Below are 25,104 nucleotides of genomic sequence, written 5' to 3'. Positions count from 1 at the left end.
CATGTCCGACATCACCATGCACTGCATCCAGGAACTGGACACCTCGGGCGCACGCGCCGCCGAGGTCTTCGAACACGACGGCACGCGCTACCTCGTGGTGCCGCAACTGGCCCAGGACGTTGCCGGCCAGCCCGCGCAGATGACGCTGGGCAACAGCGACGTCGACGCGCTGGTCTACCGGTGGGACGAAGGCCGCTTCGTGGCACACACGCGCCTTGCGGTGCCGGGCGGCGAGGACGCCGCGTTCTTTCGCATCGGCACCCGCGCCTTCCTGGCCACCGCCAGCCTGCGCACCGGATCGGGCCCGTATGCACTGGACACGCACTCGACGATCTTCGAAGTGATCGACGGCCGCTTCGAGGTCTTCCAGCGCGTGCCCACCTCGGCCGCCAAGCAGTGGGCCCACTTCCAGATCGGCGAGCGCCACTTCCTCGCGCTCGCACAGGGCGTGACCCACGGCGACACGCCGCTCGCGCCGGGCGCCGAGTCGTGCATCTTCGAATGGGACGGCGAGCGCTTCGTCAAGTTCCAGACGGTGCACTCGGGCTGGGGCTACAACTGGGCCTTCATCGAGGTGGGCGGCCAGCAGCTGCTGGCCTATGCCGACCAGGCCGTGCCCTCGCACCTGCTGCGCTGGAACGGCGAGGCCTTCGAGCCGTTCCAGACCTTCGAGGGCAAGAGCGGACGCGCCTTCTGCTGCTTCGAGGCGGAAGGCGCCAGTTGGCTGGTGTTCGCCTGCCTGCATGACAACACCGTGCTGCTGCGCTGGAGCGACGGCCGCTTCGTGCCACACCAGGTGCTCAGCGGCCCCGGCGGGCGCGAGTTCGAATGGATCGCCACGGCGGACGGCGGCCGGCTGGTGCACGTCAACTTCCTGCACGGCACGCGCGAGGCGCCGATTCCTCAGCTGCAGTCGGTGGTCTACCGCATGGCGCAAGGGCAGCTCGTGCCCGTCGCGGAGTTTCCGACCTCCGGCGGCACCGACGCGACCTGCTTCGAAGCGCAGGGCCAGCGCTACCTCGTGGTCACGAACAGCCTCAGCGGCGAGGTGCGCTTTCGCACGCCGAGCCGCGTCTACCGGCTCGACCTCGCCGCAGACAAGGAGCTTGCATGAACGCCCCTGCCAACCCGCACCAGAGCCCCGAGCTGCTGCGGCTCTTCGAAACCTACACGGGCGGGCCGCAAGGCATCGGCGCGAACCTGGCCGCGCTGACGGGCGCCGCGACGGCGGGCGACCCGCTCATCGTCGCCACCAGTGCCGACGTGGTGCTGTTCCCCGGCAACGGCCGCGACCCCGAGGTGCAGGGCTTTCGCCTGTCCACGCGCGGCTTCAAGGAACTGGCGGGCATCTCGCACCACGGGCCGGCCGTGGCGTCGATCCTCAAGATGCGCATGGTCGACCCCGAGGGGCCGCTGTGGCGCAAGGAAGCCGAGCGGTTGCTGGTGGCCACGCGCATCGCCCGCGAGGCCAACTCGGTGGCCCTGTGGCGCGACACGATCGCCGTTCCGGCCTACCGCGGGCGCGAGCAGAAGATCGCCGAGCTGGTGCACTACTCGTGCGTGCTCACCGAGCGCTACCTCGAGCGCGTGCTCGAGCAGCCCGCCCTCTTCACGCCCGAAGACATGCGCACGCACTACCTCGAAGGCACGGGCAGCGCCGTCGGCGCCACGGTGCCGATGAACGCCGTGATGATCGCGACCTTTTTCCTCGTCGGCATGGACATCAGCCACCGCGTGATCGGCTGGCTGGATAGCCACGCCATCGACTGGTCGCGTGCCATGGCACTGGTCGTCGGGCGCCAGGGCCGGCCCACCGCCGGCGTGACCTGGACCACCAACTCGGTGTGCGCCATGATCCTCGGCGCCTCGCGCCACACGCTCTCGCTCGACCGGCTCTTCATCGCGCCGCACGTCGGCGGCGAGTTCCAGCCCGGCGCCGACGTGGCGGCCGTGCGCGCCTTCGAGACGCCGATGCGCCAGCTGTGGGCTCACACGCGCGCCGTGAGCGAACTGGGCTCGCTGATGTACGACGGCTACCCGCGCTACGCACCGGGCTCCACCGTGCGCCCCGTGCTCGATGCCGACACCCGCGCGGTGGCCGAGATGCCGGCCATCGCCGGCCCCGACGACTGGCGCGCGCTCAACACGCGGCTGCGCGTGGTGCTCGAAGACCCACGCCAGCTGCTCTCGGGCTGCGTGACCGACTACGCCGTCGAGCAGCTGCAGGCGAACGGCAACGACCCGGTGCGGGTGACGGTGCCGGGCCTGGACCGCATGGACTACCCGCCGCTGCCAGACGTCAAGCGCGCCGCCTGAGCGTCGCCGCCCCGAACACAAGAAACACCGGAGACAGACAACCCATGAAAAGACTCGTTCACTCGCTGCTCGCCGTGCTGGCCACGTCGTGCATGCTCGCCCCCGCCTGGGGCCAGGGCACGCCCTGGCCTTCGCGCCCGATCAAGATCATCACGCCCACGCCCGTGGGCGTCGGCTCCGACCTGTTCGCACGCGCCTACGCCGACCGCCTCAGCCGCGCCCTCAACACGCCCGTGGTGGTCGAGAACCGGCCCGGTGCGCTGGCCTCCATCGGCACCGACGCGGTCGCCAAGGCCGCGCCCGACGGCTACACGGTGCTGTTCTCGACGAGCAACCCGTTCACGATGACGCCGTTCCTGCTCTCGAAGATGCCCTACGACGCGAAGCACGACCTCGTGCCCGTCACGCAGGCGCTCAAGGGCGGCTCCTTCATCGTGGCCACCCCAGCGATGCCGGCGAAGACCATCCCCGAGCTGGTCGCGCTCGCCAAGAAGGAGCCGGGCAGGATCTCGTTCGCGTCGTACGGCTCGGGCACCACCTCGCACCTGGGCTTCGAGCTGTTCCAGGACGCGGCCGACATCGAGCTGCTGCACGTGCCCTACAAGCAGAGCGCCGCGCCGGACCTGATCGCCGGCCAGGTGCAGCTGGGCTTCGAGCCGCCCGTGTCGGCGCTGCCGAACATCAAGGCGGGGCGGCTCAAGGCCCTGGCCTACACCGGCAGCAAGCGCAGTGCGGCGCTGCCCAACGTGCCCACGCTGTCGGAAAGCTACCCGGGCGTGGAGGTGTTCACCTGGCTGGGCTTCTGGGTGCCGGCCAAGACGCCGCCGGCCATCGTGGAGCGGCTGCACAAGGAGATCGTCGCCATCACGCACTCGCCCGAAATGGGCAAGCTGCTCAGCGACGCGGGCCTCGACCCGATCGGCAGCACGCCCGCCGAGGCCGCGGCCGCCATCGACCGCGAATCGCAGGCCATGGGCCGGCTGATCAAGGCCAAGAACATCCGCATCGACTGACGACGGTGCCCCCGCGCGGCTGACGGCCTCGCCCTTTTTCTTCCGCAGTTTTCACGCCGCGGCGCCTTCCCTGCAGGCGCCGTGTGCCGACGCACGCCATTTCTACAACAAGGAGATAGAGACATGAGGATCACCCACCCCCCCTTTCAACGCCTGCACCGACGGCTGCCGCACACCGTCGCCGGTGCGTTGTGCCTGGCCGCCAGCGCGGGCGCCACGGCGCAATCGAGCGTCCAGCTGTTCGGCACGCTGGACATGAACATCACCTACTCCAAGAGCGACGGGCGTTCGGTCAAGTCGATGGACCAGGGCGGCAACATCTTCCCCAGCCGCCTGGGCTTTCGCGGCACCGAAGACCTGGGCGGCGGGCTGGCCGCGAGCTTCTGGCTGGAGATGGCGCTGCTGCCCGATACGGGCGAAATCCAGGGCACCGGCTTTCATCGCCGCTCCACGCTGAGCCTGTCGCACAACAGCTTCGGCGAGCTGCGGCTCGGTCGCGACTACACGCCCACCTTCTGGAACATCTCGCAGTTCTCGCCCTTCGGCACCGTGGGCGTGGGCGGCTCGGCCAACATCATCGAAGGCTGGCCCTTCGGCCTGGGCGGTGCGCGCACGCTGGCGCGCGCCAACAACTCGGTGGGCTACTTCCTGCCCAAGGGCCTGGGCGGCTTCTACGGCCAGGCGATGTACGCCCTGCCCGAAGGCCAAGAAGGCGCACGCTACCGCGGCGGGCGCGTGGGCTGGAGCAACGGCACGGCCGACATCGCACTGGCCTACGGCGTGACGCCGGTCGGCCCCAACGACTACCGCGTGGCGAGCATCGGCGGCACCTACGACTTCGGCCCCGTGAAGCTCTACGCGAACTACTACCGGCAGAAGACCGAAGGCGACAAGCAGGTCAACACGCTGCTGGGCGTGAGCGTGCCGATCGGCCCGGGCGTGATCAAGGCCTCGGTGGCGCGCTCCAACCGCTCCGGCCCGGGGGGCCTGGACAACGACGACGCCACGCAATACGCCGTCGGCTACGTGCACTACCTCAGCAAGCGCACCGCGCTGTACGGCACCTACTCGCTCGTGCGCAACCGCGGCAACGCGGCCTACGTGGTGGCCGACTCGTCGCCCGCCAGCACGCCGGGGCGTCCGGCGCGCGGGCTGCAGTTCGGCATCTCGCACAACTTCTGATCGCTCTCTCACCGTTCGAACCCGGAGGCCTCATGGACAAGACGATCGACATCCACGCCCTGCTGCGCGCCAGCGCGCGCATGGCCGCCGGCGGCCTGTGCGCCGCGCTCGTGGCCTGCGGCGGCGACAACGGCGGTGGGGGCGGCGGCCTCTTCGGCTTCGTGCCGCCGCCCGCGCCCTCCCCCGCACCGCCACCGGCCGCATCGCCGGCACCGCTGGCCTGCGACGACTCGTTGAGGACCGCGTTCCAGCCCGATGCCGACACGCAGGTGCTGCTGGTCAAGGCCTTCAAGGCGGGCGAGGCGCTGCTGCTGTCGGGCACGGCCACGGGCAGCACGCCCGTCGCCGCGTCGGACCTGTGCCTGGTGAAGCTGCTGGTCGGGCCGGGCCATGCCGGCCCCGCCGATGCGCCCTCGACCACGCGGGGCATCGGCATCGAGGTCTGGCTGCCCTCGGCGGCCAAGTGGAACCGGCGCCTGCACCTGCTCGGCGGCGCCGCCATGGCCGGTGGCCCGCAGAGCGCGCTCACGGCCTTTGCCGATGCGCCCACGGCCTCCCCGTGGCGCGTGGCGGGCGAGGAAGGCGCGGTGGCGGCGACGACCGACACCGGACACCCCGCCGGCAACTCGAGCTTCCTGATGAACCCCGACGGCAGCGTCAACACCGTGGGCTGGAACGAGTTCGCCGAACGCGGCATCCACCAGATGACGCTGAAGGCGAAGGCCCTGGCCGCCGCCTATTTCGCGGCGCCCGCGCGCTACACCTACTGGCACGGCGGCTCCACCGGCGGGCGCCAGGGCCTGAAGCAGGCGCAGAAGTACCCCGAAGACTTCGACGGCATCATCGCCACCTCGCCGGCCATCAACTGGTCGCGCTTTTCCATCGGCGCGCTCTACCCGCAGATCGTGATCCAGCGCGACCTGGGCGGCGTGCCGCTCAGCGCCGGGCAGTCCAGCGCCGTCTCGATGGCGGCGCTCAACGCCTGCGACCTCGTGGGCGGCCAGCACCTGGGGTACCTGCTGGACCCGGCGCAGTGCCGCTACGACCCCACCAAGGACACGGCCCTGCTGTGCACCGCCGACGGCGGCACCAACACCACGGCGGACTGCCTGAGCACCGTGCAGGCGAACGCCGTCAACAAGATGTGGTTCGGCCCGACGGCCGACGGCTCGGTGCCCGACCCGGCCGTCGACAACGGCATGGGCGTGGCGCTGTCGCCCCAGCAGCTGTGGTGGGGCCTGCCGCGCGGCGCGAACCTGGGCCTGGTGGCCGGTGCGGCCCCGTTCTTCATCGCCTCGGACATGGCGGCCCTGTTCCTGCAGGACCCGACCCGCGCGGGCCCGAGCTTCGTGAACGCGACCGGCAACGGCGCGAACGGCTGGAAGGGCCTGAGCTATGCGCAACTGGCCGACATGGGCGACCGTGGGCGCGCCCTGCAGCCGCAGTTCTCGGACATCGACACCGACAACCCCGACCTGAGCCGCTTTCGCGACCGCGGCGGCAAGCTGATCACCGTCATGGGGTCGTCCGACCAGCTGATCCCGCATGCAGGCGCCATCGACTACTACCGGCGCGTGGCCGCGCAGATGGGCGGCCTGCCTGCCGTGCAGGGCTTCTACAAGCTCTACCTGATCCCGGGCATGGGGCACTTTCCGACCAACGGCACGGCCAATGCGCAGGCCAACCCGCCGCTGTACCCGGAGGCGCTCAACTACCAGGCGCTGACCGACTGGGTCGAGAAAGGCATCGCGCCGCCCGACCAGGTCACGCTGAACACACCGGCCACCGCGCCCGCGGCCAGCGGCCTGATGTGCGCCTACCCGCGCATGCCGGCCTACGACAGCGGCAGCATCACCAGCGCGGCCAGCTTCTCATGCCGGTAGCTGCGCAGCGCCAGCGGGGCCTGGCGGCCATGCGGCGCGACGGCTGCGGAACTCGGGGATCTCCACCATCCCCTTTTCCGCCGCGATGCTCGCCGCTTCCGTGCGCGACGACGCGCCGAGCTTGGCCAGGACGCCCTTGACATGCGTCTTCACGGTGCCGACCGCGATGCCGAGCTGGCGCGCGATGGCCTTGTTGCACTGGCCGCGCGCCAGCAGCCGCAGCACCTGGTCCTCTCGCAGCGTGAGCTGCCCGCCGGGGTCGCGTGCCGCCACGCGCTGCGCCACCTCGGGGCACACGTAGCGCGCGCCTTCGGCCAGCGAACGGATGGCCAGCACCAGCTCGTCGGGCGTGCAGCTGGACAGCACCAGGCCGTCGACGCCGGCACGCAGCGCCGAGGCGGCGGCGCACTCACGCGCCCGCGGGGCGATGACCAGGATCTTCGAATGCGCCTGCAGCGATGGGAGCCCGGGCTCGGCGCCCCGCTGCGCCAGGCGCAGGCCGGAAGACCAGTCCGTCACGACGACATGGCCGCCGCGCTGCGCCGCCGATGGCAGGCTCTCGGCCAGCCACGGCAGCCCGGCGCCGAAGAGCGTGGTGCGCACGCCGGCCCGCAGCAGCGGCTCGGCCAGCCAGACCAGGACGTTCACGGGTTCCAACGGGCGATTCCACATGGCATCTCCTTCGCGATCGACGACGGCGTCGATCCGAAGGAGATGCTCGGCCTCCGGCGTGCGCCGGTCCAGTTAGAGCTTGTTGGCGGCCCGGCCTTACTGCGGCTGCACCTTGGCCAGCGCCGCCTTCTCGATGATCGAGGCCACGGCCGAGGGCTTCGACTCGTACACGGCATGGCTGCCGCGCGTCTCGACCACGGTGGCACCGGCGCGCTGGGACATGAGGCGCTGCGCGGGCGGCGGGATCATCTTGTCGTCGGTCGCCACGAGGTACCAGCTGGGCTTGGTCTTCCACGCCGCGGTCGTGACCTCGCCCGTCAGGGCCTCGACGCTCCAGGGCACCTGGGCGTTGGCAAGGAACGCGGCCCGCTCGGCCGGCAGGTCGCCGGCGAAGGCGCCCGCGAACTTGACCTTGTCCAGCATCAGGAAGCCGTTCACCGGCGGCAGGATCGGCGGCACGGGCGCGCCCGGCACCGGGTTCGAGATCAAGGTCTTGACCGACTCGCCCTTGTCCGGCGCGAAGGCGGCGATGTAGACCAGGCGCGACACCTTCGGGTCGTTGCCCGCTTCGGTAACCACCGCGCCGCCGTACGAGTGGCCCACGAGGACGACGGGGCCCTCCTGCGCGTCGAGCACGGCCTTCGTGGCGGCCACGTCGCCGGCGAACGAGATCGTCGGGTTCTGCACGATGCTGACGTTGTAGCCCTTGGCCTTCAGCAGCTTGTAGACGGGCTCCCAGCCGCCGCCGTCGACAAAGCCGCCGTGGACCAGCACTACGTTGTTGATGCGGTCGGTGGTGGCAGCGCCGGCGGCCGGACTGGCGGCCACGATGCCCAGCACGAGCGGGGCGGCGAACAGGGGGGCAAGCAATGCACGGGTCTTCAGTTTCATGATGACGAACTCCAGGGTTGAGGGGTTGCGGCCCGCCGCCGAGAACCGGTGGCGCTGGCCTGCAGGCATCGTCGGCGCGCAGCGAAGCCACGGCGCCTCTCTTTGCGGCTACCTCCTTGGAGAGGGGCGCGTGGTGCGCCCTCGCCTCGCGCCCCGCAAGGCCCTAACAAGAACTAACGCGCAGCCGCCCCGCGAACGCGCAAGATGGCGCGAAGGCCTTGCGGATCGCACCATGGACACCTCTTCCGACCCCGGCACGCCGGAACTCCCGCCGGACGCCCACCGCGTCGTCAGCGACTTCATCGCCGCCGTCAACGGCGGCGACCTGCGTGCCGTGATCGGCCTGTTTGCACCCGATGCGCAGGTGAATGACCAGCTGCGCAATTTCTGGGGCATCCACGCCATCTGCGAATGGCTCGAGCGCGAGATCATCGGCGAGCGGGTGCACATCACAGCGATGGACGTGCGCCGGCACTACGACGTCGTGATCCTGGCCGCCGGATTGCGCGGCGACTTCGCGGTGGCCGGCATGTCGCAGCCCGTGATGGTGGACATCTACTTCACCATCCAGGACGAGAAAATCGTTCGCCTCCAGCTGCTCATGGTGCGCGACGACGACGAGGAAGCGGACATCCGGAAGGTCCCATGAAACGCAGGCCCCGCCGTAGAATTTGCCGCCTGGTCCACGCCTGATCCTCCCATCGTGAATCGCCCTGCCACCCCGCCCGCTGCCCGGTGGCAAGCCACCTTCGGACCGTTCCTCCTTTCGCCCGACGAACGCCTGCTGCAGCGGGACGGCGTGCCGGTGCGCCTGGGCGGCCGGGCCCTCGACCTGCTCGTGGTGCTGGTCGAGAACGCGGGTGCCGTCGTCAGCAAGAACGACCTGCTCGCGCGCGTGTGGCGCGACGTGGTGGTGGACGAAGGCAGCCTGCGCTTTCACATGCACGCGGTGCGCAAGGCCCTGGGCGACGGCGTCGCGGGCACGCGCTACGTCGTGAACACAGCCAACAAGGGCTACACCTTCGTCGCCGCCGTCGAGCGCCAGAGCCATGGCGCCGAGGTCCCTGCGCCCGCGGCCCGCCCCGGCACGGCCCTGCCCGCGCTGGGCTCGACGATCGTGGGACGCGGCGGTGACATCGACGCCATCGTCACCAACCTGCTGCAGCGGCGGCTGGTCTCGGTGGTCGGCGCCGGCGGCATCGGCAAGACGACGGTTGCCATCGCATCGATCCAGGCGGCGGCGGACCACTTCGCGCACGACGTGCACTTCGTGGACCTCGCGCAGGTCGGCGCCATGGGCTCCATCCGCGCCGCCGTGGCCCATGCGGTGGGCCTGCAGAACGGCCAGGACGAGCTGCCGCTCATCGCCGCCCACCTGGCCGAACGCAAGGCGCTGATCGTGTTGGACTGCTGCGAGCACGTCGTCGTGGCCGCCGCGGAGCTGACCGAATGGCTCGTTCGCCACTGCCCCTTCGTCCACCTCCTGGCCACCAGCCGCGAGGCGCTGCGTGCCGAGGGCGAGTTCGTCTACCGCCTGCCGCCGCTGGCCTTTCCCCCACCGGGCGAAGGCGCCACTGCCCGGGCGGCGCTGGCCTATCCGGCCGTGCAGCTGTTCGTGGAACGCGCAGCCGCCAGCGGCGCGGGCTTCGAGCTGAAGGACAGCGACGCGCTGCTGGCCTCGCAGCTGTGCCGCGAACTCGACGGCATCGCCCTGGCGATCGAGCTGGCGGCGGGCCGCATCGAGGCCCTGGGCCTGCAGGCCATCACCTCGCATTTCGATGCCAGTGCCAGGCTCATGTGGCATGGGCGGCGCACGGCCGTGCCGCGCCACCAGACCCTCGGGGCCACGCTCGACTGGAGCTTCCAGCTGCTCACCGACAGCGAGAAACGCCTGCTGCGGCGCCTCTCGGTGTTCGCCGGCAGCTTCGCGCTCGATGCGGCGCTGGACGTGTGCTGCTTCGACGGCGATCCGTCGGAAGGCGTCGAACTGCTGGCCGGGCTGGTCTCGAAGTCGCTCGTCAACGTCGATGCGGGCGGCGCCGCGCTGCGCTATGGCCTGCTGGACACGACGAAGTCGTACGGCGGCAAGCGGCTCGAGCTCAGCGGCGAAGCCCAGGCCCTGGCCGAGCGCTTCTCTCGTTTCTACGGGCGATGGGCCACGCGGCAGGCCGCGCATCCGCTGGGCAAGGAGGCGCTCGACACGGTCCGGCTGGAGCTGCCGAACCTGAGTGCCGCCATGGCGTTCCACTTTCGCGACGAGGCGCACCCGGCCGCGACTGTCGAGCTGGCGGCTTCGTTCTGCCCGCTGCTGCTGCAGTTGTCGCTGCTGAAGGAATGCGCGCGCTGGGCGCAGGCCGCGCTGGACCGCATGCCACCCGAGTGCGTTGGCTCTCCCGCCGAGGTTCGCCTGCGCGGTGCGCTGGGGCAATCGCTCATGTTCATCGGGGGCGACGGCGACGAGGCCGACACCGCCTTTCGCCGCGGCATCCAGGTGTCGGAAGACCTGGGAGACTCGCGCTCGACCCTGCACCTGCTCAACGGCCACGCCCTGCTGCTGCACCGGGACGGCCGCTTCACCGAGGCGCTCGCGACCGCGCGCAAGGCCCAGGCGCTGCTGCCCGCACTGGACGACCCGGAATGCCGGGCCATCGTCGATTCGCTGATGGGCGTCGCGCTGCACCTCGTCGGCCATGTGCAGGAAGCCATGGGCCACTGGCAGCGCGTGGCGAGCCACGGCGCAGGCGCGTCGACCGACACCACCTCGCGGCTGGGCTTCGATTACTACATCCGCGCCATGTGCGGCGTGGCGCGCAGCCTGTGGCTCACGGGTCACTACGCCGAGGCCGTCGCGGTGGCGGACGAGACGATCGCCAAGGCACGCGACTGCGGCCATGCGGTCACGTACTGCATCGCCCTCATCTGGGCCGGCTCCGTGCATGTCCACCTGGGCAACGTCGCGAAGATCCGCGAGTTGGCCGACACCGTCGAGGCCGTGGCCCGGCGCCATTCGCTCACGCCCTACCTCGGCATCGCGAGCGCCACGCGCGGGCAGATCCTGGTGATCGAGGGGCGCCCGGCCGAGGGCGTGGAGCTCATCCGCCGCGCGGTCGAGACGCTGCGGGTCAGCCGCTACGAGATGGTCACCACCGTGTTCCTGACGACCATGGCGCGCGGCCTGTCCGACCTGTCGCTGCACGCCGCGAGCCTCACGCTGTGCGACGACATCGCGCAGCGCATCGAGACGGGCGGCGACCGCCTGCGCCTGTCCGAACTGCTCACGACCCGCGGGCGCGTGCTGGTGGCCGCGGGACGGCCCGAGGAGGCCCGCGAGAGCTACCTGTCGGCCATGGCCGTGGCCCGGTCGCAGGGTGTGAAGCCCCTGCAGGTGCGCGCGGCCGTGGCGCTGGCGCAGTTGCTGGTCCGCATGGGCCACGCCGACGAGGCCGACCCGCTGCTGCGCCCGCATGTCATCGCGGCGGGCGACGAGACTTCAGCGGACCTCGCCGTGGCGCGAAGTCTCTTGCGTTGAGCGGCCAGCCGGCCGAGGCTAGGGCTTCGGCGCCTTCTTCTTCGGCGCGACGTCCAGCCCCGTGATTCCGTTGAGGAACAGCTGCGTCGCGATGGGCGCCATCTGTGCGTACGTGAACCGGCCGTCGGTGCGGAACCAGGTGAACATCCAGTTGAGCATGCCGAACAGGAACATCGTCAGCAGCTTGTGAAGCTGCGAGGCCTGCAGGTCGGGCCGCGTCGCGGCGATGGCATCGGCGAACACCTGCACCACCGTGCGCTCCTTGTCGAGCACGCGCGCCTGTGCCTCGGGGGCCAGAAAGCGCACGTCCTCGGTGAGCACGCGGTGTTCGTTCTGCGCTTCGGCGTACTCGAGCATGAACGCCTCGATCAGCTCGGGCAGCCGCTGCTCGGGCGCGAGCTGCAATGCCTCCACCCCCGTCACGACATCGACCAGCCGCGAGACGTGGCCGTCCGCGATGTGCAGTAGCACCTCGGCCTTGTCCTTGAAATGGTGGTACAGGCCGGGCTTGGACAGGTGGCTGGCTTCGGCAATCTCGTTCATCGACGTCGCCGCATAGCCTTTGTGGGCGAACAGTTCGGCGGCGCTGCGGGCGATCAGGCTGCGCTGGTCGCTCGCGCGGGAAGAGAGGGATTCAACGGTCATGGGTCGGGATGATGGGGCCTGCGTGATCAGGAGTGCGCGCGGCGCGCCCGGCGATCTTAGGGGTTAGTCCCGATCCACCAGCGCTTGCCCGCGTTCGCGTGCCTGCGTTACGCTCGCCTCGCCCACAAACCGACCGGTCGGTCGGAATCTTGTTCGGCGACATCCTCCCGCGACATCCGCCGGCTCCCCGGCGCATAAATCAAACATTGGAGACAACATGCGTGACAAGAAATGCGTGCCCCCTGCCCTGCTGGCCATGGCACTGGGCCTGGCCCTGCAAGGCTGCGGCGGTGGTGATGGCGGTGGGGGCGGCGGCTTCTTTCCGATCCCTGCGCCGGCCCCCGCGCCCGCACCGGCCGGTCCTTCCGGGCCCACTGCCGAGCAGCTCAAGAGCACCTGCAACACGCTCACCGGCCAGGTCATCGCGGGCGTCACCGTCACGAAGACCACGCGCTTCGAAGCCAAGGCATCGACGAACGCGTCGGGCTTCTGCCAGGTGCTCGGTACGCGCGCGCCCTTCCTCGACATCGAGATCGACGTGCCCGACAACTGGACCGGGCGCTACTGGCAACAGGGCGGCGGTGGCTTCGACGGCCGCATTGCCTCGGCAGTGACGACCGATGCGGGCGGCGCTGTGACCGCGGTCGATCCCACGCTCGCGCTCAAGGGCGCCGTGTACGCAGCCTCCAATGGCGGCAACCGCGCGAACGTGCCCGCGCAGGCTGCGCCCGCCGTGTGGGCCAGCGGCACCGACGAAGGCCGCCAGTCGGCCACCGACTACGCCTACGCGGCGGTGGGCTCCACCGTGCGCTTCGGCAAGGCGGTGACGAAGGCCTTCTTCGGCACGACACCGAGCCACAGCTACTTCAACGGCTGCTCCAACGGCGGACGCAACGCCTACATCGCCGCGCAGCGCTGGCCGCAGGAGTTCGATGGCATCGTCGCGGGCTGCGAGACCATGGACATGGCCGGCCAGACCAGCGCCTGGCTGCGCGTGGCGGCGCTGAACGGCACGCCCGCCGCGTTGAGCCCGCCCCAGGCCGGCGCGGCCTATGCCGCCGCGCTGTCGGCCTGCGATGCGCTCGACGGCGCCACCGACAACCTCATCGGCAACCCGCAGGCCTGCACCTTCGACCCGGCGGTGCTCGAGTGCGGCGTGGCCGGTGCGAACCCCGACCCGGCGTTGTGCCTCAGCGCCGCCCAGGTGGGCACGCTGAAGTCCATCCTCTCGCCGCTCAAGCGCGCGAACGGCAACACCGTGCTCTCGGGCTATTCATGGGCCAACGGCTTCGGCCTGGGGTGGAACGTGCTCGGCGGGGGCTTCGCGATGATCGCGAGCGGCGACCCCGCCTGGCTCACGCCCGCCAAGCAGGCCGGCTTCCAGCTGGAAACCGACTACGACATGCTCGGCGCGGGCCTGGCACGCGCCGGCGCCGACCACGACAAGGCGGCCATCGCCAGCTTCGTGGCCTCGGGCCGCAAGCTGATCTCGTGGCACGCCGGCGCCGACCCGCTGCTGTCGCCGAACGACCACTACCGCAACTGGACCGCGATGACGGGCCTGGCCCAATCGATGGGCCTGAGCGACCCGAACAGCGGCACGCGCTTCTTCATCGTGCCGGGCGCCGGACATGGCGCCGGCGGCAGCCTGAAGGAAGTGGACTGGGCCTCGGCCATCATGGGCTGGGTCGAGAACAACGATGCGCCCACGCAGATGACCTACGCGTTCACCAGCGCAGGCACGGCCCGGAGCATGCCGGCCTGTCAGTACCCAAAGTACCCGAAGTACAACGGGTCGGGCGATGTGAACGTGGCGGCGAGCTACACCTGCAGTTGAGCTTGCGGTACGAGCTTCCAAACGCCCGCTTGCCCCAGTTGGTGCGCATGCCGCCTGGTTCGAGTGCCGTCACTTTGACGCCGAACGATGCGGCTTCAAGAGCGACGGTCTCGGCAAAGCCACCCACTGCCCACTTGGAAGCAATGTAAGCAGCGTTTCCTGCCAAGGCGGATCCGGCGATCTGGTGGACATGGTGCTGCTCCATGGAGAAAGCGCCCTGCCTTCTTGGTCGGTACCAGTAACAACGCCCAGACAGGAGTTGAGAAAGCTGGAGATGCCAAAGCAAATGCTTTGCCCCTGGGCGTAACCCGTCATGTCGCAGTTAGCAATGCCACCTTGGCAGGCCATCACCTTGCTTCGGGGTTCGATGCCCCCGACGCTGCGTTGGGACTCGGCGCATCAGCGCGCAAAAGAGGGCCCAACGCCCGGCTATTCCCGCCTTCGGCGCTGCCTCGGGTGCGCAGAGCGCCAAGCTCGTAGACCCGCTCGAAGGGCGTGCCATCGAACTCATACGCCGTGATCACTCCGTCGAGTTCTCCGGCGACGTATTGACCCGAGACCTGCTTCTTTCCGTTCCAGTACCAACGTGTGAACGGGCCATTTCTCTGGCCGCTCTTGTACTGAAACTCCTCTTTAATCTGGCCGTCGTCGTACCACGATTTCCGCAGCCCATCCAACTCGTCTTGCACGAAGATCAGCATCTCCGAGCGTTGCCCATTGGCATACCATTTGGTCATCTCGCCCGACAGTACCCCACGCTCATACTGCTGCTGCAGCTTCTTCTTGCCGTTGTCGTACCACTCGGTGTAGGTGCCGTCCAGCGCACCTAGAACGCGCTGGCTGTGCGTATGCTTCTTGCCGTTCGGATACCAGGTGATGAACTCTCCGACCAGTTTTCCGTTGTCGTAGTGGGTTTCGGTCTTTTTGGTCCCGTTGTCGTGCCATGCGGTGACCGTGCCGTTGAAGGTCCCATTCTTGTAGTACGCCTCCTGCTCCAATTGACCGGAGGGGTAGTACGTGACCACCCGCCCATTGAACTGTCCGTCCGAGTACTCGGCATTGAATTGCAACTGGCCGTCGGGGTACCACGCAGTGGAAGAACCGACGAGCCGGCCCTGGCGAAGCGTGCTGAGGTCCTTGACCTTGCCATTGGCATGGAAGGCTCGGTAAGTGCCATCCGCGCGCAATTGCTCCATGCTGGACTCGGACAGCATGTCTTCAGACCTCCCGATCGTCAGGGCATCCACCTTCTTTTCCCCACCTGGGTAGTAAGAGGCAATTCGCAGACGGCCCGACGCATCCTTGTCCAGCAACACGCGGTAGTAGGCGACTTGCGCCAAGTTGCGCTCGGTGATGTCTTCGCCAATGAGCACGCCGTTCTTGTCGAAGTAGCCCACCACGCAGGCTGAAGGGTCCTGGGTGATGTAGCGGGAGTAGAGGCAGCGGTAGCCGTATTTCTCGGCCATCGGGACACCATTCGCCGCCCACGTCGGCTGAGGCGACGCATGGGCGAGCAACAGCGCCAGAACGGACCAGGCTTGGCGCGGCAGCAGTCGGCGAGCAAATAGAGAAGGCAATTCGTTTTCTTTCAGTGCGAAGAGTTTTACGGGTGGGCGGCAGACGGGCACGTAGGGACCCGGGAGCATCAGGTTTTTCTGCCGTGGGCGCCGTCAGACGTGCCGCCAACAGGCCCCATCGCAACAGGGTCTATCCGATTCCACTCAGGAGTAGACCGCCTCGCAAACGGAGGGCACGGGGCAATAGAGAGACAATGACTTAATTCATTAGCAGCGGCAGAGTACTCGATCATGCCCCAAGGCGACCTTCTGCAATTCGCCGTTGCCGTTGCCGTTGCCATAAAATTCATATGAGGCGGAATACTTCACGAAGTGAATAGAATTTTGCGCGCCGAAAATAAAGCATCGCGCCCGATTTGATTAACGAGAAAATTAATCGCGAACGTCTTTCAAGACAAAGACACACACGGAAAGTGCGCCTAGATTAATCCCGATTCTCTATCCCGGATTGATGTGACGCGCCCGGGCCTCCAAGGATCCCGCACAACCTGAAACGATGACTCTGTGTCAAGCGTCGATCCTCGATTTCTTCTCGCCAGAGTCACCGAACGGGTACTTCAGGCAGGCACCAAAAATTCCGACGACAACGGCGCGAGCGGACTTTGGATATCTAGTTTTCCCAGTTTCTCACCTGAGATTCATCGCCAAATTACCTGGCAAACCAGCTTAATTTTTAAAATCAGCGAACTCTAGAAATATCCACTCCACGCTCCTCCGACTGCCCAGCAAAAAAAGAATGGGAACCTCCTGGAAGTCGCTTTCTCGGGAAGTCCAAAGCCCATGAAATTGACGGCGTTGAGCCCAAATAGCGACCACTCTCATCAAATATGTCCTTCCACTCGCAAATCGCACAGTTTCCAAAATTTGTGCTCTGAGTTATCACGTACTTCGTTCCGCGGATATTAAGGCAAGACACCCGCGACACGAACGGCTCATCGCCTTTGGAGGCTCGAGCAGGCGAGTAACTAATTTTCCTTACAGGGTACTTGTTTGAATTGAAAGCCAGATTCTGATCGCAATGAGGTGGCTCGCCATCGATTTGAATAATGCAGGTCGACTTCAAGGATACTTCCGTCATTCCACATTTTAATTTTTCGCTTTTCGCCCAGCCTTCCGCCAACGCCGATGGAATCTTGGCAGCCATAAAACCTGCCAATAGAAGCACAACTATTTTTCTCATTTCCCTCTCTCGGAAATTACATTTTTCGTGCTCGAAACCACTGAGCACTTTGCAACCATCAGGCAAGCCAGATCTATATCTGCTTTGTCTCTCGCCAAGTGCGAAGCACCTTCCAATCCCGGACTCGCCCATCCAACCCAAAATACACTTCCCTCTCTTCATAACGAATAGAATTATATGTACAGACATATTGAATTCTTCTCATTCCGTCCACTCCGCAGTTTTCAGTGTGATTCCCTTGATCTGTATAAAATTTATAGAAATAGACTTTCTCTCCCGCAGCATTTTTTGAAATACTCTGCGGCTGCCTCCATGTAAGTCCCGATGTCCCAGACATATAGGACCTCATCAACTCCTCTTCCGTTTTTCCCAAAATTTCATTGCTTGTGGCTTTTGTCAGCGCGGTGCTATACGCAGAACAAGCAATTAATGTCCCAGAAAGAGAAAGGATTGCCACCCCACGGGCCCCACTGAATATTTTTCTCAAGACAGGACTGATTTTCCTATCGCACTCATTAATCAGAATTTTCATTATCTCTTGAGCCTCCCCAGCTCGGCTTGGTCAACAAATTAATTCAACAGAATTCAGCCTGGAAAAAGTCTGGATTTTTAGCAAAAATCCACGACCCCAAAAATTATAGAATCCGACATTGCACAATCCACATTCAATACTCGCGATGAGATTTCTTGTACGACATTAGTGCGAATTTTTTCTCCTTTCGCTTGATTCGGTGATCACGAGATGTGCGAATTCGACCTGCCGGACATCGTTGGCCTACGAGAAATCCAGCGCGAGCCGCAGACGTTGCGCTGCCGGGGCCTGCCAGCCATGCACCCACTCGAGGCCTTCGGCTACCGCCTGGACGATCTCCCACTCCCCTTCACCGAAGACACGTGTGAGCGCCAGCGGCTCGGTTCGGCGTATCGAGGTCGGAGACGGTCGACAGGAGACGGTCGACATCGGCGCTGCCGGTTACGGGATTCCGCCCTAAAGCATCTATCGCGCGCTCAGCATGCTCTCGGGAGGAAAGACTGGAGGCCTATCAGGAGGAAGACACGCAATAAGAATCAAGGTTATTGCGAAGAAAAGTACGGTGATGATGGTTTTCATTTTTCGGTTAGATCTTCTGCTTCAACAAACCAGCATCGCATGTGCCGCCGACGCGGTTGTGGTCTACAACTGCGTGGGGGAAATAAATTTTCTGCGTGCCTTCGTGAAGGCCGCGGACATTCTTTTGAAATCGCGAAAGTCTGATGCTGCACGAGCCCATTGTGAGATCCGACGCTAGCGGACAGCGGCAGCTACGCGAAGCCCTGGGTTAGGCGCAGTGCCTGTTCGGCCAGAGCACCCTCCTCCGTAGAGTCTTTGACGTCGACCATCCTCGGCTCCTTGCTGACCCGGCGAAAAAGCGTCGCACAACACAATCGTCGGCCTCAAAAATTGGCGAATACCCCAACTTAAGTCAGCGGCCTTGCAAGCTCGTCTTGTGCGGTTTCGTAGGGATCCGCGTTGCCTAGAGGATCCCAGAACCCGTACCCCATCTCAAGCGCCTCGATATGAGTTGCCGGCTTCCTGCTGATCAGCATATATGCGTCGGCAAATGCCCAGACCCATTCCTGTTTGCACCATCCATTCCTATGGACAGTCATCGGCGTTACGTGTTTTCCAATTGCTCTAAGTGTGGTTGCCATTCCGTTGCTCTTAACAAAATCGTTTCAAAACTACTCGAAACAGAGGGTTCATGTGCGCTATGAGCGCTTCAGTTCTTTTGAAGAAATTTGCTGTGGATCAGTGCACCGAGCGCAGCGCCGGCTAGCGGAACTACCCAGAAAATCCACAGTTGAGCGGCTGCCCAGTTCGGAGCGAAGATTGCCGCGCCAGTGCTCCGCGCCGGATTCACAGAGGTGTTTGTCACTGGGATTGGGACGAGGTGAATGAGCGTGAGGCACAACCCAATGGCAAGTCCTGCAAAACCTTCTGCAGCATTGTTTTGCGCCGCACCCAAGGTGACGATCAAGAATGCTGCGGTCATGACCACTTCGCAGATCATTGCGGCCATCCAGTAGCAGTGACCAAGTGAGTTTTCACCGACCCCATTGGCAGCGAAACTTCCGATATCTGCACCCGGCTTTCCCGCCGCAATGAGGGAAAGAACGCGCGCTGCAGTGCAAGCTCCAAGCACCTGGGCACCGACGTATCCAGGCAGCACGGAGGTTTTCAACCTTCCCGCAAGCGCAAGGCCAAACGAAACCACAGGGTTGAAGTGCGCCCCTGAGATATAACCCAAAGCGTAAGCGCCAGTTACTACCGAGAGGCCAAAAGCCAACGATACGCCGAGCAGGCCAATGCCTATCTGTGGGAAGGCTGCCGCCAAGACGGCGCTGCCCCCTCCTCCAAACGTAAGCCAGAAAGTGCCTAAGAATTCTGCCGCCAAGATCCTAGCGCTTACCTTGCTCACGATGATTCTTCGGATAAATGACTGCTAGGCCGCCACGACTATTGAGATATGCGAACGATTTATGCCGGTATCTTGTCGCCCTTCCCCGGGCATCGCCTGGCGGTGCTGCCGCTTTGGTCGGCCCAGGCTGAGGTGGTCGTAGTCAGCATCGCGACCGCGACTTCTTCAACGGTGCCGCGTCTGCAGCGAGCATCGACGAGGTCGGATACGGGGATCCATGTTTTACGCGTATCATCGGAACTGACGCGCGGCGTCCTATTGATTTCTGATTTTGTAGTCAAAAAAAATCCAATTAGAAATTTCAGACCGCCCGGCGGACTGCTTTGAACGCGATTCATACCTTCGGCTTTAATGCCATAGAAAGTTGAATCTAATTCGTGGGAAACAACCGCAGATCCACGGCGAGGCGCGAATTTATCTGACCGAGCGAGGAGTGAGTAAACCGATTTGCCTCGTTTGTCGGGTAGTCGACATCGCGGCCAATCAGCTTCTAAAAAGTGTGAACAACTTCCGCCAACCGCTCTCGCATCGCGCTGTTCGACGAAATGCGCTCCGAAGGGCCGGCACTAGCGGAGCAACTGCTCGCCGACGGGCATACCGTCTTCTAAGAGGACGCAGCTGAAGCATTCGTCGAAATGATTCGTGATGAATATTTCGACTTCCCCGTTATCGGTTGGGAATCGCAGTCCTTGTGGGGATGGAGATCGAGGGTGTGCAAGCCCTCGAACGTGGCGCAGGCGACTGCGTCCTTCAGGCCGGGCGCCCCTTCGAACTCGATGCGCGAGCCAAGACGCTCTTGCGTGCGTCCCGAGATACTTGTTTGAACCCTTCAAAGCGAATGCGCGGATCTGCTTTCGATCAAGGATTTCGCATCGTTCGAGGGAATGTCATCCAAGTTGGGTTCGCGCCCCGAGGGTTCGAGCTGACGCACATCCTCATCCGGAACTTTGGAGAAACGATCTCGCGAAGCAATCTCTTCGCCGCCCTTTTTTGTGCGTGATAGCTCGCCTCCAGACGGCGTCAGAGCTTGGGCGAGACGAGCGGTGGGGCCTCTGCTCCAGTACGAGGGGTCAGCACGAAGCGGTTGTGTCGTTTCAGGCCATATCACCATTGAGAAAGTTCAGCCAGCAGAGTTCGAACGCCCGTTGGTTTGGTGGGCCCGGGCTCCTCATCGGCATCGCACGCGCTATTGCTCGGATGAGCCCGGATAGCAATGCCCGCGCGTGATTAATTTGAGGTCTCTTCGCAAGATTCCACGCTTTGAGCCGCGCTCTGCCGAGCGACCTAGCTTAGCAAACGCAGGGGCAGAGCTTCTGCCGCTGGAGGAATTTGTTCACAATTTATAAGCAGCGGCCAATGGATATGTCGGGTAGCTGACATATTGCCCCATCTGATCTACATCGCCGCACTGCAGCACGATAGATTCGCCCCCACTTCGCAATTGCGTCGGAAGCACTCTTTCACTGCGGCAAACGCGACCTGACATCGCGTCCACACTGCCGAAATTCGCCAATCGGCATAGATGTAAACATGAACAAGACATTCAAAAGTATCTGGAGCGAGGGGCTAAACGCTTGGGTGGCCACCTCGGAACTCACGACCGCTTGCGGCAAACGTACGAGCGGCAAAGTCATGGCAGGAGCAACTTCGCTCGTACCAGTGGCGTGCGGTAAGAAAGGCACGAGTGCCACACTGGCTGCCGCATTCTTAACGACGCTTGCTCTCGGTGGAGCTTCATCCGTTTGGGCGGCCAACGAATGCGGTGCTGTCGTTTCAGGCGGGACTGCGACTTGCCAGGGCGATGGAACGCCAGTGGGGGACGCAAACCCGAACACCACCGGCATTGTGTATGGCACCGACAACATCAAAGTTATCGTTGACGGCACCGCAGCGCCCTTCACCATCGCGCCGGTCAACAACCATGGCATTTTTTCGACCGGAAGCGGCGCAGGCGATCAACAGATTGAAGTCAATGGCCCTGTCACGATCAATGTGACCGCTCCTGCGGGCAACACTGGGGCCAGTCCTTTTTGGGCTGCGCTGGCCGAAACGAAAGCCGGGGCCGGTAACGGGAATGCGAGTGTCGTCATCAATGGTGCGCAGATCACCAACGTCGGCGAATACGCTCCAGGCGCCACCGCAGTCGCTTACGGCAACGGCAACGCAACCTCGATCCTCAACAGCGGCTCCATCTCCACCACCGGCCAGCAAGGTTCCTCTGTGGCTCTGTATGCCGAAACGCACGGCACCGGCACGGCGACGGTCACGGTGAACGGTGGTTCGATCAGTACAGGCACCAGTCCGGCAAACGGGTCGCACGCGGCTTATGCGCTGGCGCGCGGCAATGGCGATGCTGTGGCCACCATGACTGGCGGTACTGCCACCACACAGGCCTTGAATAACTCGGTCGTTGTGGCCCAGACACTCGGTTCCGGCACGGCGTCCGCCACCATTTCTGGCGGCACTGCGACGACGAACGGCGCCAGCTCGGTCGTCATCGCAGTTGGCTCAGGGTCCGGCGACGCCATTGCCAGCCAGACGGGAGGGACAGTGATCGCCAACGGATCGGGTGGCGTTGGGCTGGCCGCGCTGGCCATCGGAACGGGCGCCGCGACCGCGACTATGACGGGTGGCAGTATCGAGACCAAGGGCAGCAACGGCTACGGAATCTGGGCCACTGTCTTGAACCCGGCCAGCACGGCCGCGGCAACGGCGACCATGGATGCAGCAACGTCGACGATCACCACGCAGCAGACCGGCGCCGCAGGTATCTACGCACGCAACGAAGGCAATGGCACGGCGACTGCCACGCTGCTGAACGGCCGCATCACCACGGCGGGCAACTATGGCTACGGGCTCTATGCCGGCACATTGGGAGCCGGCGATGCCGTCGCCACTTCCTCGGCGGGCACTTCCATCCAGACCAGCGGTACCGACGGTGCCAAGGGGATCTTTGCCCATGCCATGGGAACCGGAAATGCAACCGCGACCAACAACGGGAATGTGCTGACGACCGGTGCTTCCGGTCTCGATGGAAATTTCGGCGTCTATGCCGCTGCGGCGAACAGCAATGCGACAGCGGCCAACACCGGAACCGTAGTGACCGGCGGGACGTTCGGCTATGGCGTCTATGCAGTCGCAAACGGCAATGGCATCGCGACGGCGACCTCGAGCGGCGCCATCACGACGAATGGTCCTTATTCCACCGGGATCGGTGCGCATATAGACAACGGTGATCTGTCAAAGCACGGCACTGCGATTGCAACGCTACAGGCCGGCGGAACCGTCGCGACCAATGGGTCTCCCTACGGCATTGGCGTTTTTGCGGACATCATGGGCTATGGGGATGCGATTGCCACCAACCAGGGGGCCATCGCTACCAAGGGGCAGTTCGCGCAGGGAACGGCAGCCCGCGTGCTTTACGGTGCAGGTGACGCCACGGCCGTGAATCAAGGGACGATATCCACCACGGGTATCGCCGCCCAAGGCATGCAGGCAGCAGTTGATCAGGGCGCTGTGGGCAATGCAACGGCATTGAACACAGGGACGGTCACAACGGTTGGCCAAGATTCGGTTGGTATTTCAGCGAACGTCGGAACGGTTGCCAGCACCTCGACGGCGACGGTGATCATGAACGGCGGAACGGTCAGTACATCAGGCACTTCTGCATCGGGCATCGTCAGCTCCAACACCGCCCTTGGCCTGGCTGCGGTTCAGATGAATGCGGGCACTGTGACGGCGACTGGCGCGAATGCCGACGGCTTGCAGGCTAAAGCGGCTTCGGGCAACTACCAGGTCGACGCCACGGGCGGCAGCGTGACCAGCGGCAGCGGCGCTGGCGCGGCCATCCACACCCTGGCGGCAGCAGGCGGCACCATCAACATCGGCGCGGGCGCCACCCTCAACGGCGCCGCCTCCGGCATCGCCATTCGCGACGGCGACGCTGCCAGTACCGGCACCGACACGCTCGGCGGCAATGCCGTCGTCACCACCGCGGGCACCGTGACTGGCGATGCGATCCTCGGCTTGGGCAACGACAGCCTGACGCTCACCGGCGGCAGCTTCAACGGCACCATCTACGGCGACGACCGCGTTGCCAGCGCCGCCGACGGCAACGACAACTTCACCTGGTCGGGCGGGACCCTGTCGGGCGGCTTCCGCGGACAGAACGGCTCCGACACGGCACTGGTGTCCGCCGCCAGCTACAACGGCAGCACCCTCCTGGACGGCGGCGACGATGTATCGGCGGCCGACGGATGGGTCGACAAGCTGACCCTGCAGGGCGTGACCGCAACGGCCGGCGGCGCCCAGCTGCTCAACTGGGAAAGCATCACGCTCGACAACACCCGCCTCACCCTCGCTGGCGCCCCGCTGGTCGTCGGCGCCGGCGTCGATGGCAACGGGACCCCGATGGGTCTGTTCATCCAGCCAACCAGCAGCGTGCTGATGGGCGCGAGCACTTTCGCGATCACCGGCGACGTGTACAACGCTGGCCTCGTCGACCTGCGCAATCCCTCGGGCGTGGCCGGCAATGTGCTCACGGTCAATGGCAACTACGCGGGTACCAATGGCCTGGTGAAGATCAATACGGCACTGGGCAACGACGCCAGCGCCACCGACAAGCTGGTGGTCCACGGCAACACCAGCGGCACGACCCGGGTACAGGTCAACAACGTTGGCGGGGCCGGCGCGCAGACGATCAACGGCCTGCAGGTGGTTCAGGTGGCAGGCACATCGACCGAAGGCAACTTCACGCTGGCTTCCCCAGTACAAGCTGGCGCCTACGAATACGGTCTGCACCGCGGCGGTCGCACCGACGGTGACGCCAACAGCTTCTACCTGAGCAGCGTCTACGCACCGACCCCTGTGCCACCGGCTGTGCCGGGCGCTGCCTCCCCATCGGTTCCGGCTCCTGAATTGCTGCGGCCCGCCGCCTCGGGCTACGTTCTGGGCCAGGTCGCGAGCAGCGAGCTGGGCTTGGGCTTGCTGGGTACGCTGCATCAGCGAATGGGCGAACAGCAGACCGTCAAGTGGGACTACTGCGGGTGCGATACAAAAGCACCGGACGACCAGGCGTGGATACGCCTGCACGCGCAACGCCTGGACCTGGATGGCAAACGCCAGTTCGGCCTCAAACAGGAAATGCAGTTCGTCCAGGTCGGCAAGGATCTGGCGATCAACTATAGCGGGGACCCCGGAGACAAGTCGCATACCCATACCGGGATCAGCGCGGGTTACGGTCAGACCAGCACGAACTTCAGCGATCGCCGCCGCGGCGACGCCGGCATGGGCTACGGCACCGGCAAGATGAAGGGCCAGATGGCGACCCTCGGCGCGTACCACACTCGCTACGCCGACAACGGCAGCTACCTTGACCTCGTCGGCCAACTGCATGTGGTGCAAAACAAATACACCGACAAGTACGGCGGCGAGGGCACCCAAAAGGGTACTGGTGTGGGGTTGAGCGCCGAAGTGGGCCGTCCATGGCAGATCGGCGACAGCCAGTGGCTGATCGAGCCTCAGGCGCAACTGAGCTATCAGGCGACACGCTATCGCGGCTTCGCGGACAACGTGTCCTCCGTAGACGGCTTTACCAGCCAGAGCTTGCGCGCCCGCCTGGGTGGGCGACTGTCCTGGAACGGCAAGGCTGAGCGCGGCGACAAACTCACGCGCACCAACACGTTCTACGTGACGGCCAATCTGCTGCACGAATTCAAGGACCCGAAGGCCGTGACCGTCGGCGAAACCACGGTGAGCGAACAGTGGGCCAAGCAAAGCTGGGCCGAGCTCGGTGTCGGAGCACAGCTGCCGCTGAGCAAGGTTGCCTATCTGTACGGCGGTGTGCAGTACCAGCGCTCGCTCGGCGGAAGCCAGCGCCAAGGCGTCTCCGGGCAGCTTGGTGTGCGAGCGGCGTGGTGAG

Annotated in this window: 16 protein-coding genes; 9 read left to right on the top strand and 7 right to left on the bottom strand. The window is 65.1% G+C overall.

Annotated elements, in window-relative coordinates; genetic code table 11:
- The first annotated feature begins 1 nt into the window (after position 1).
- From AC07OX_RS00140 to AC07OX_RS00120, 5 genes are all read left to right on the top strand, one after another.
- Positions 2-1,114, top strand: coding sequence for a hypothetical protein (locus AC07OX_RS00140; protein WP_495262997.1), 1,113 nt, complete (start codon positions 2-4; stop codon positions 1,112-1,114).
- Positions 1,111-2,316, top strand: coding sequence for a DUF5624 domain-containing protein (locus tag AC07OX_RS00135; RefSeq protein ID WP_495262998.1), 1,206 nt, complete (start codon positions 1,111-1,113; stop codon positions 2,314-2,316). Before AC07OX_RS00140 ends, AC07OX_RS00135 begins: the two co-directional genes overlap by 4 nt.
- 44 nt (positions 2,317-2,360) lie before the next feature.
- Entirely contained in the window at positions 2,361-3,329 is a 969-nt protein-coding gene (locus tag AC07OX_RS00130) for a Bug family tripartite tricarboxylate transporter substrate binding protein (RefSeq protein ID WP_495262999.1), read from the top strand.
- Between the two features lie 123 nt (positions 3,330-3,452).
- Positions 3,453-4,511, top strand: a complete 1,059-nt coding sequence (locus AC07OX_RS00125; protein ID WP_495263000.1) for a porin — start codon at positions 3,453-3,455, stop codon at positions 4,509-4,511.
- Between the two features lie 32 nt (positions 4,512-4,543).
- Positions 4,544-6,394: a tannase/feruloyl esterase family alpha/beta hydrolase gene (locus AC07OX_RS00120; protein WP_495263001.1), complete on the top strand. Its 1,851-nt coding sequence runs from the start codon at positions 4,544-4,546 to the stop codon at positions 6,392-6,394.
- On the opposite strand, the gene AC07OX_RS00115 is transcribed toward AC07OX_RS00120, so the two are convergent.
- Both AC07OX_RS00115 and AC07OX_RS00110 read right to left on the bottom strand, forming a co-directional pair.
- Complete coding sequence (locus AC07OX_RS00115; protein WP_495263338.1) at positions 6,383-7,042, bottom strand: LuxR C-terminal-related transcriptional regulator; 660 nt, start codon at positions 7,040-7,042, stop codon at positions 6,383-6,385. The genes AC07OX_RS00120 and AC07OX_RS00115 overlap by 12 nt on opposite strands.
- 120 nt (positions 7,043-7,162) lie before the next feature.
- Positions 7,163-7,957, bottom strand: a complete 795-nt coding sequence (locus AC07OX_RS00110) for an alpha/beta hydrolase (protein WP_495263003.1) — start codon at positions 7,955-7,957, stop codon at positions 7,163-7,165.
- A gap of 232 nt (positions 7,958-8,189) precedes the next feature.
- Between AC07OX_RS00110 and AC07OX_RS00105 the strand changes: the two genes are divergently transcribed.
- Positions 8,190-8,606: a nuclear transport factor 2 family protein gene (locus AC07OX_RS00105; protein WP_495263004.1), complete on the top strand. Its 417-nt coding sequence runs from the start codon at positions 8,190-8,192 to the stop codon at positions 8,604-8,606.
- Between the two features lie 54 nt (positions 8,607-8,660).
- Complete coding sequence (locus AC07OX_RS00100; protein ID WP_495263005.1) at positions 8,661-11,486, top strand: ATP-binding protein; 2,826 nt, start codon at positions 8,661-8,663, stop codon at positions 11,484-11,486.
- 18 nt (positions 11,487-11,504) lie between these two features.
- On the opposite strand, the gene AC07OX_RS00095 is transcribed toward AC07OX_RS00100, so the two are convergent.
- Positions 11,505-12,131, bottom strand: a complete 627-nt coding sequence (locus AC07OX_RS00095) for a TetR/AcrR family transcriptional regulator (protein WP_495263006.1) — start codon at positions 12,129-12,131, stop codon at positions 11,505-11,507.
- 217 nt (positions 12,132-12,348) lie between these two features.
- Here AC07OX_RS00095 and AC07OX_RS00090 point away from each other — a divergent pair, with 217 nt between their 5' ends.
- Positions 12,349-13,968: a tannase/feruloyl esterase family alpha/beta hydrolase gene (locus tag AC07OX_RS00090; protein WP_495263007.1), complete on the top strand. Its 1,620-nt coding sequence runs from the start codon at positions 12,349-12,351 to the stop codon at positions 13,966-13,968.
- Here the strand turns inward: AC07OX_RS00090 and AC07OX_RS00085 are convergent.
- The 4 genes from AC07OX_RS00085 to aqpZ form a co-directional block, all read right to left on the bottom strand.
- Positions 13,859-14,173, bottom strand: a complete 315-nt coding sequence (locus AC07OX_RS00085; protein ID WP_495263008.1) for an SDR family NAD(P)-dependent oxidoreductase — start codon at positions 14,171-14,173, stop codon at positions 13,859-13,861. The two genes, AC07OX_RS00090 and AC07OX_RS00085, sit on opposite strands and share 110 nt — an antisense overlap.
- A gap of 142 nt (positions 14,174-14,315) precedes the next feature.
- The gene (locus tag AC07OX_RS00080; protein WP_495263009.1) at positions 14,316-15,614 is read right to left on the bottom strand and encodes a toxin-antitoxin system YwqK family antitoxin; all 1,299 of its coding nucleotides are present in this window, start codon (positions 15,612-15,614) and stop codon (positions 14,316-14,318) included.
- 2,569 nt (positions 15,615-18,183) lie between these two features.
- On the bottom strand, positions 18,184-18,417 hold the full coding sequence (locus tag AC07OX_RS00075) for a hypothetical protein (protein WP_495263343.1): 234 nt from the start codon (positions 18,415-18,417) through the stop codon (positions 18,184-18,186).
- 68 nt (positions 18,418-18,485) lie between these two features.
- Positions 18,486-19,184 carry an aquaporin Z gene (aqpZ, locus tag AC07OX_RS00070; protein ID WP_495263010.1) on the bottom strand — a complete coding sequence of 233 codons (699 nt, stop codon included), beginning with the start codon at positions 19,182-19,184 and terminating at the stop codon, positions 18,486-18,488.
- Positions 19,185-20,714: 1,530 nt separating this feature from the next.
- Between aqpZ and AC07OX_RS00065 the strand changes: the two genes are divergently transcribed.
- The gene (locus AC07OX_RS00065; protein WP_495263011.1) at positions 20,715-25,103 is read left to right on the top strand and encodes an autotransporter outer membrane beta-barrel domain-containing protein; all 4,389 of its coding nucleotides are present in this window, start codon (positions 20,715-20,717) and stop codon (positions 25,101-25,103) included.
- The last annotated feature ends 1 nt before the right edge of the window (position 25,104 follow it).

The organism is Variovorax sp. GW821-FHT09D07 (assembly GCF_059416345.1).
Note: the sequence above shows the minus strand (reverse complement) of the source record. Positions and strands in the feature narration are given on the sequence as shown.

Bases quoted from the DNA above. Each gene is read 5' to 3' on its own strand.
- AC07OX_RS00120 (WP_495263001.1), top strand. From the start codon at position 4,544: ATGGACAAGACGATCGACATCCACGCCCTGCTGCGCGCCAGCGCGCGC.
- AC07OX_RS00110 (WP_495263003.1), bottom strand. From the start codon at position 7,957: ATGAAACTGAAGACCCGTGCATTGCTTGCCCCCCTGTTCGCCGCCCCG.
- AC07OX_RS00135 (WP_495262998.1), top strand. From the start codon at position 1,111: ATGAACGCCCCTGCCAACCCGCACCAGAGCCCCGAGCTGCTGCGGCTC.
- AC07OX_RS00090 (WP_495263007.1), top strand. From the start codon at position 12,349: ATGCGTGACAAGAAATGCGTGCCCCCTGCCCTGCTGGCCATGGCACTG.
- AC07OX_RS00075 (WP_495263343.1), bottom strand. From the start codon at position 18,417: ATGGCAACCACACTTAGAGCAATTGGAAAACACGTAACGCCGATGACT.
- AC07OX_RS00125 (WP_495263000.1), top strand. From the start codon at position 3,453: ATGAGGATCACCCACCCCCCCTTTCAACGCCTGCACCGACGGCTGCCG.
- AC07OX_RS00095 (WP_495263006.1), bottom strand. From the start codon at position 12,131: ATGACCGTTGAATCCCTCTCTTCCCGCGCGAGCGACCAGCGCAGCCTG.
- AC07OX_RS00105 (WP_495263004.1), top strand. From the start codon at position 8,190: ATGGACACCTCTTCCGACCCCGGCACGCCGGAACTCCCGCCGGACGCC.
- AC07OX_RS00130 (WP_495262999.1), top strand. From the start codon at position 2,361: ATGAAAAGACTCGTTCACTCGCTGCTCGCCGTGCTGGCCACGTCGTGC.
- AC07OX_RS00065 (WP_495263011.1), top strand. From the start codon at position 20,715: ATGAACAAGACATTCAAAAGTATCTGGAGCGAGGGGCTAAACGCTTGG.
- AC07OX_RS00080 (WP_495263009.1), bottom strand. From the start codon at position 15,614: ATGCTCCCGGGTCCCTACGTGCCCGTCTGCCGCCCACCCGTAAAACTC.
- AC07OX_RS00140 (WP_495262997.1), top strand. From the start codon at position 2: ATGTCCGACATCACCATGCACTGCATCCAGGAACTGGACACCTCGGGC.
- AC07OX_RS00085 (WP_495263008.1), bottom strand. From the start codon at position 14,173: ATGGAGCAGCACCATGTCCACCAGATCGCCGGATCCGCCTTGGCAGGA.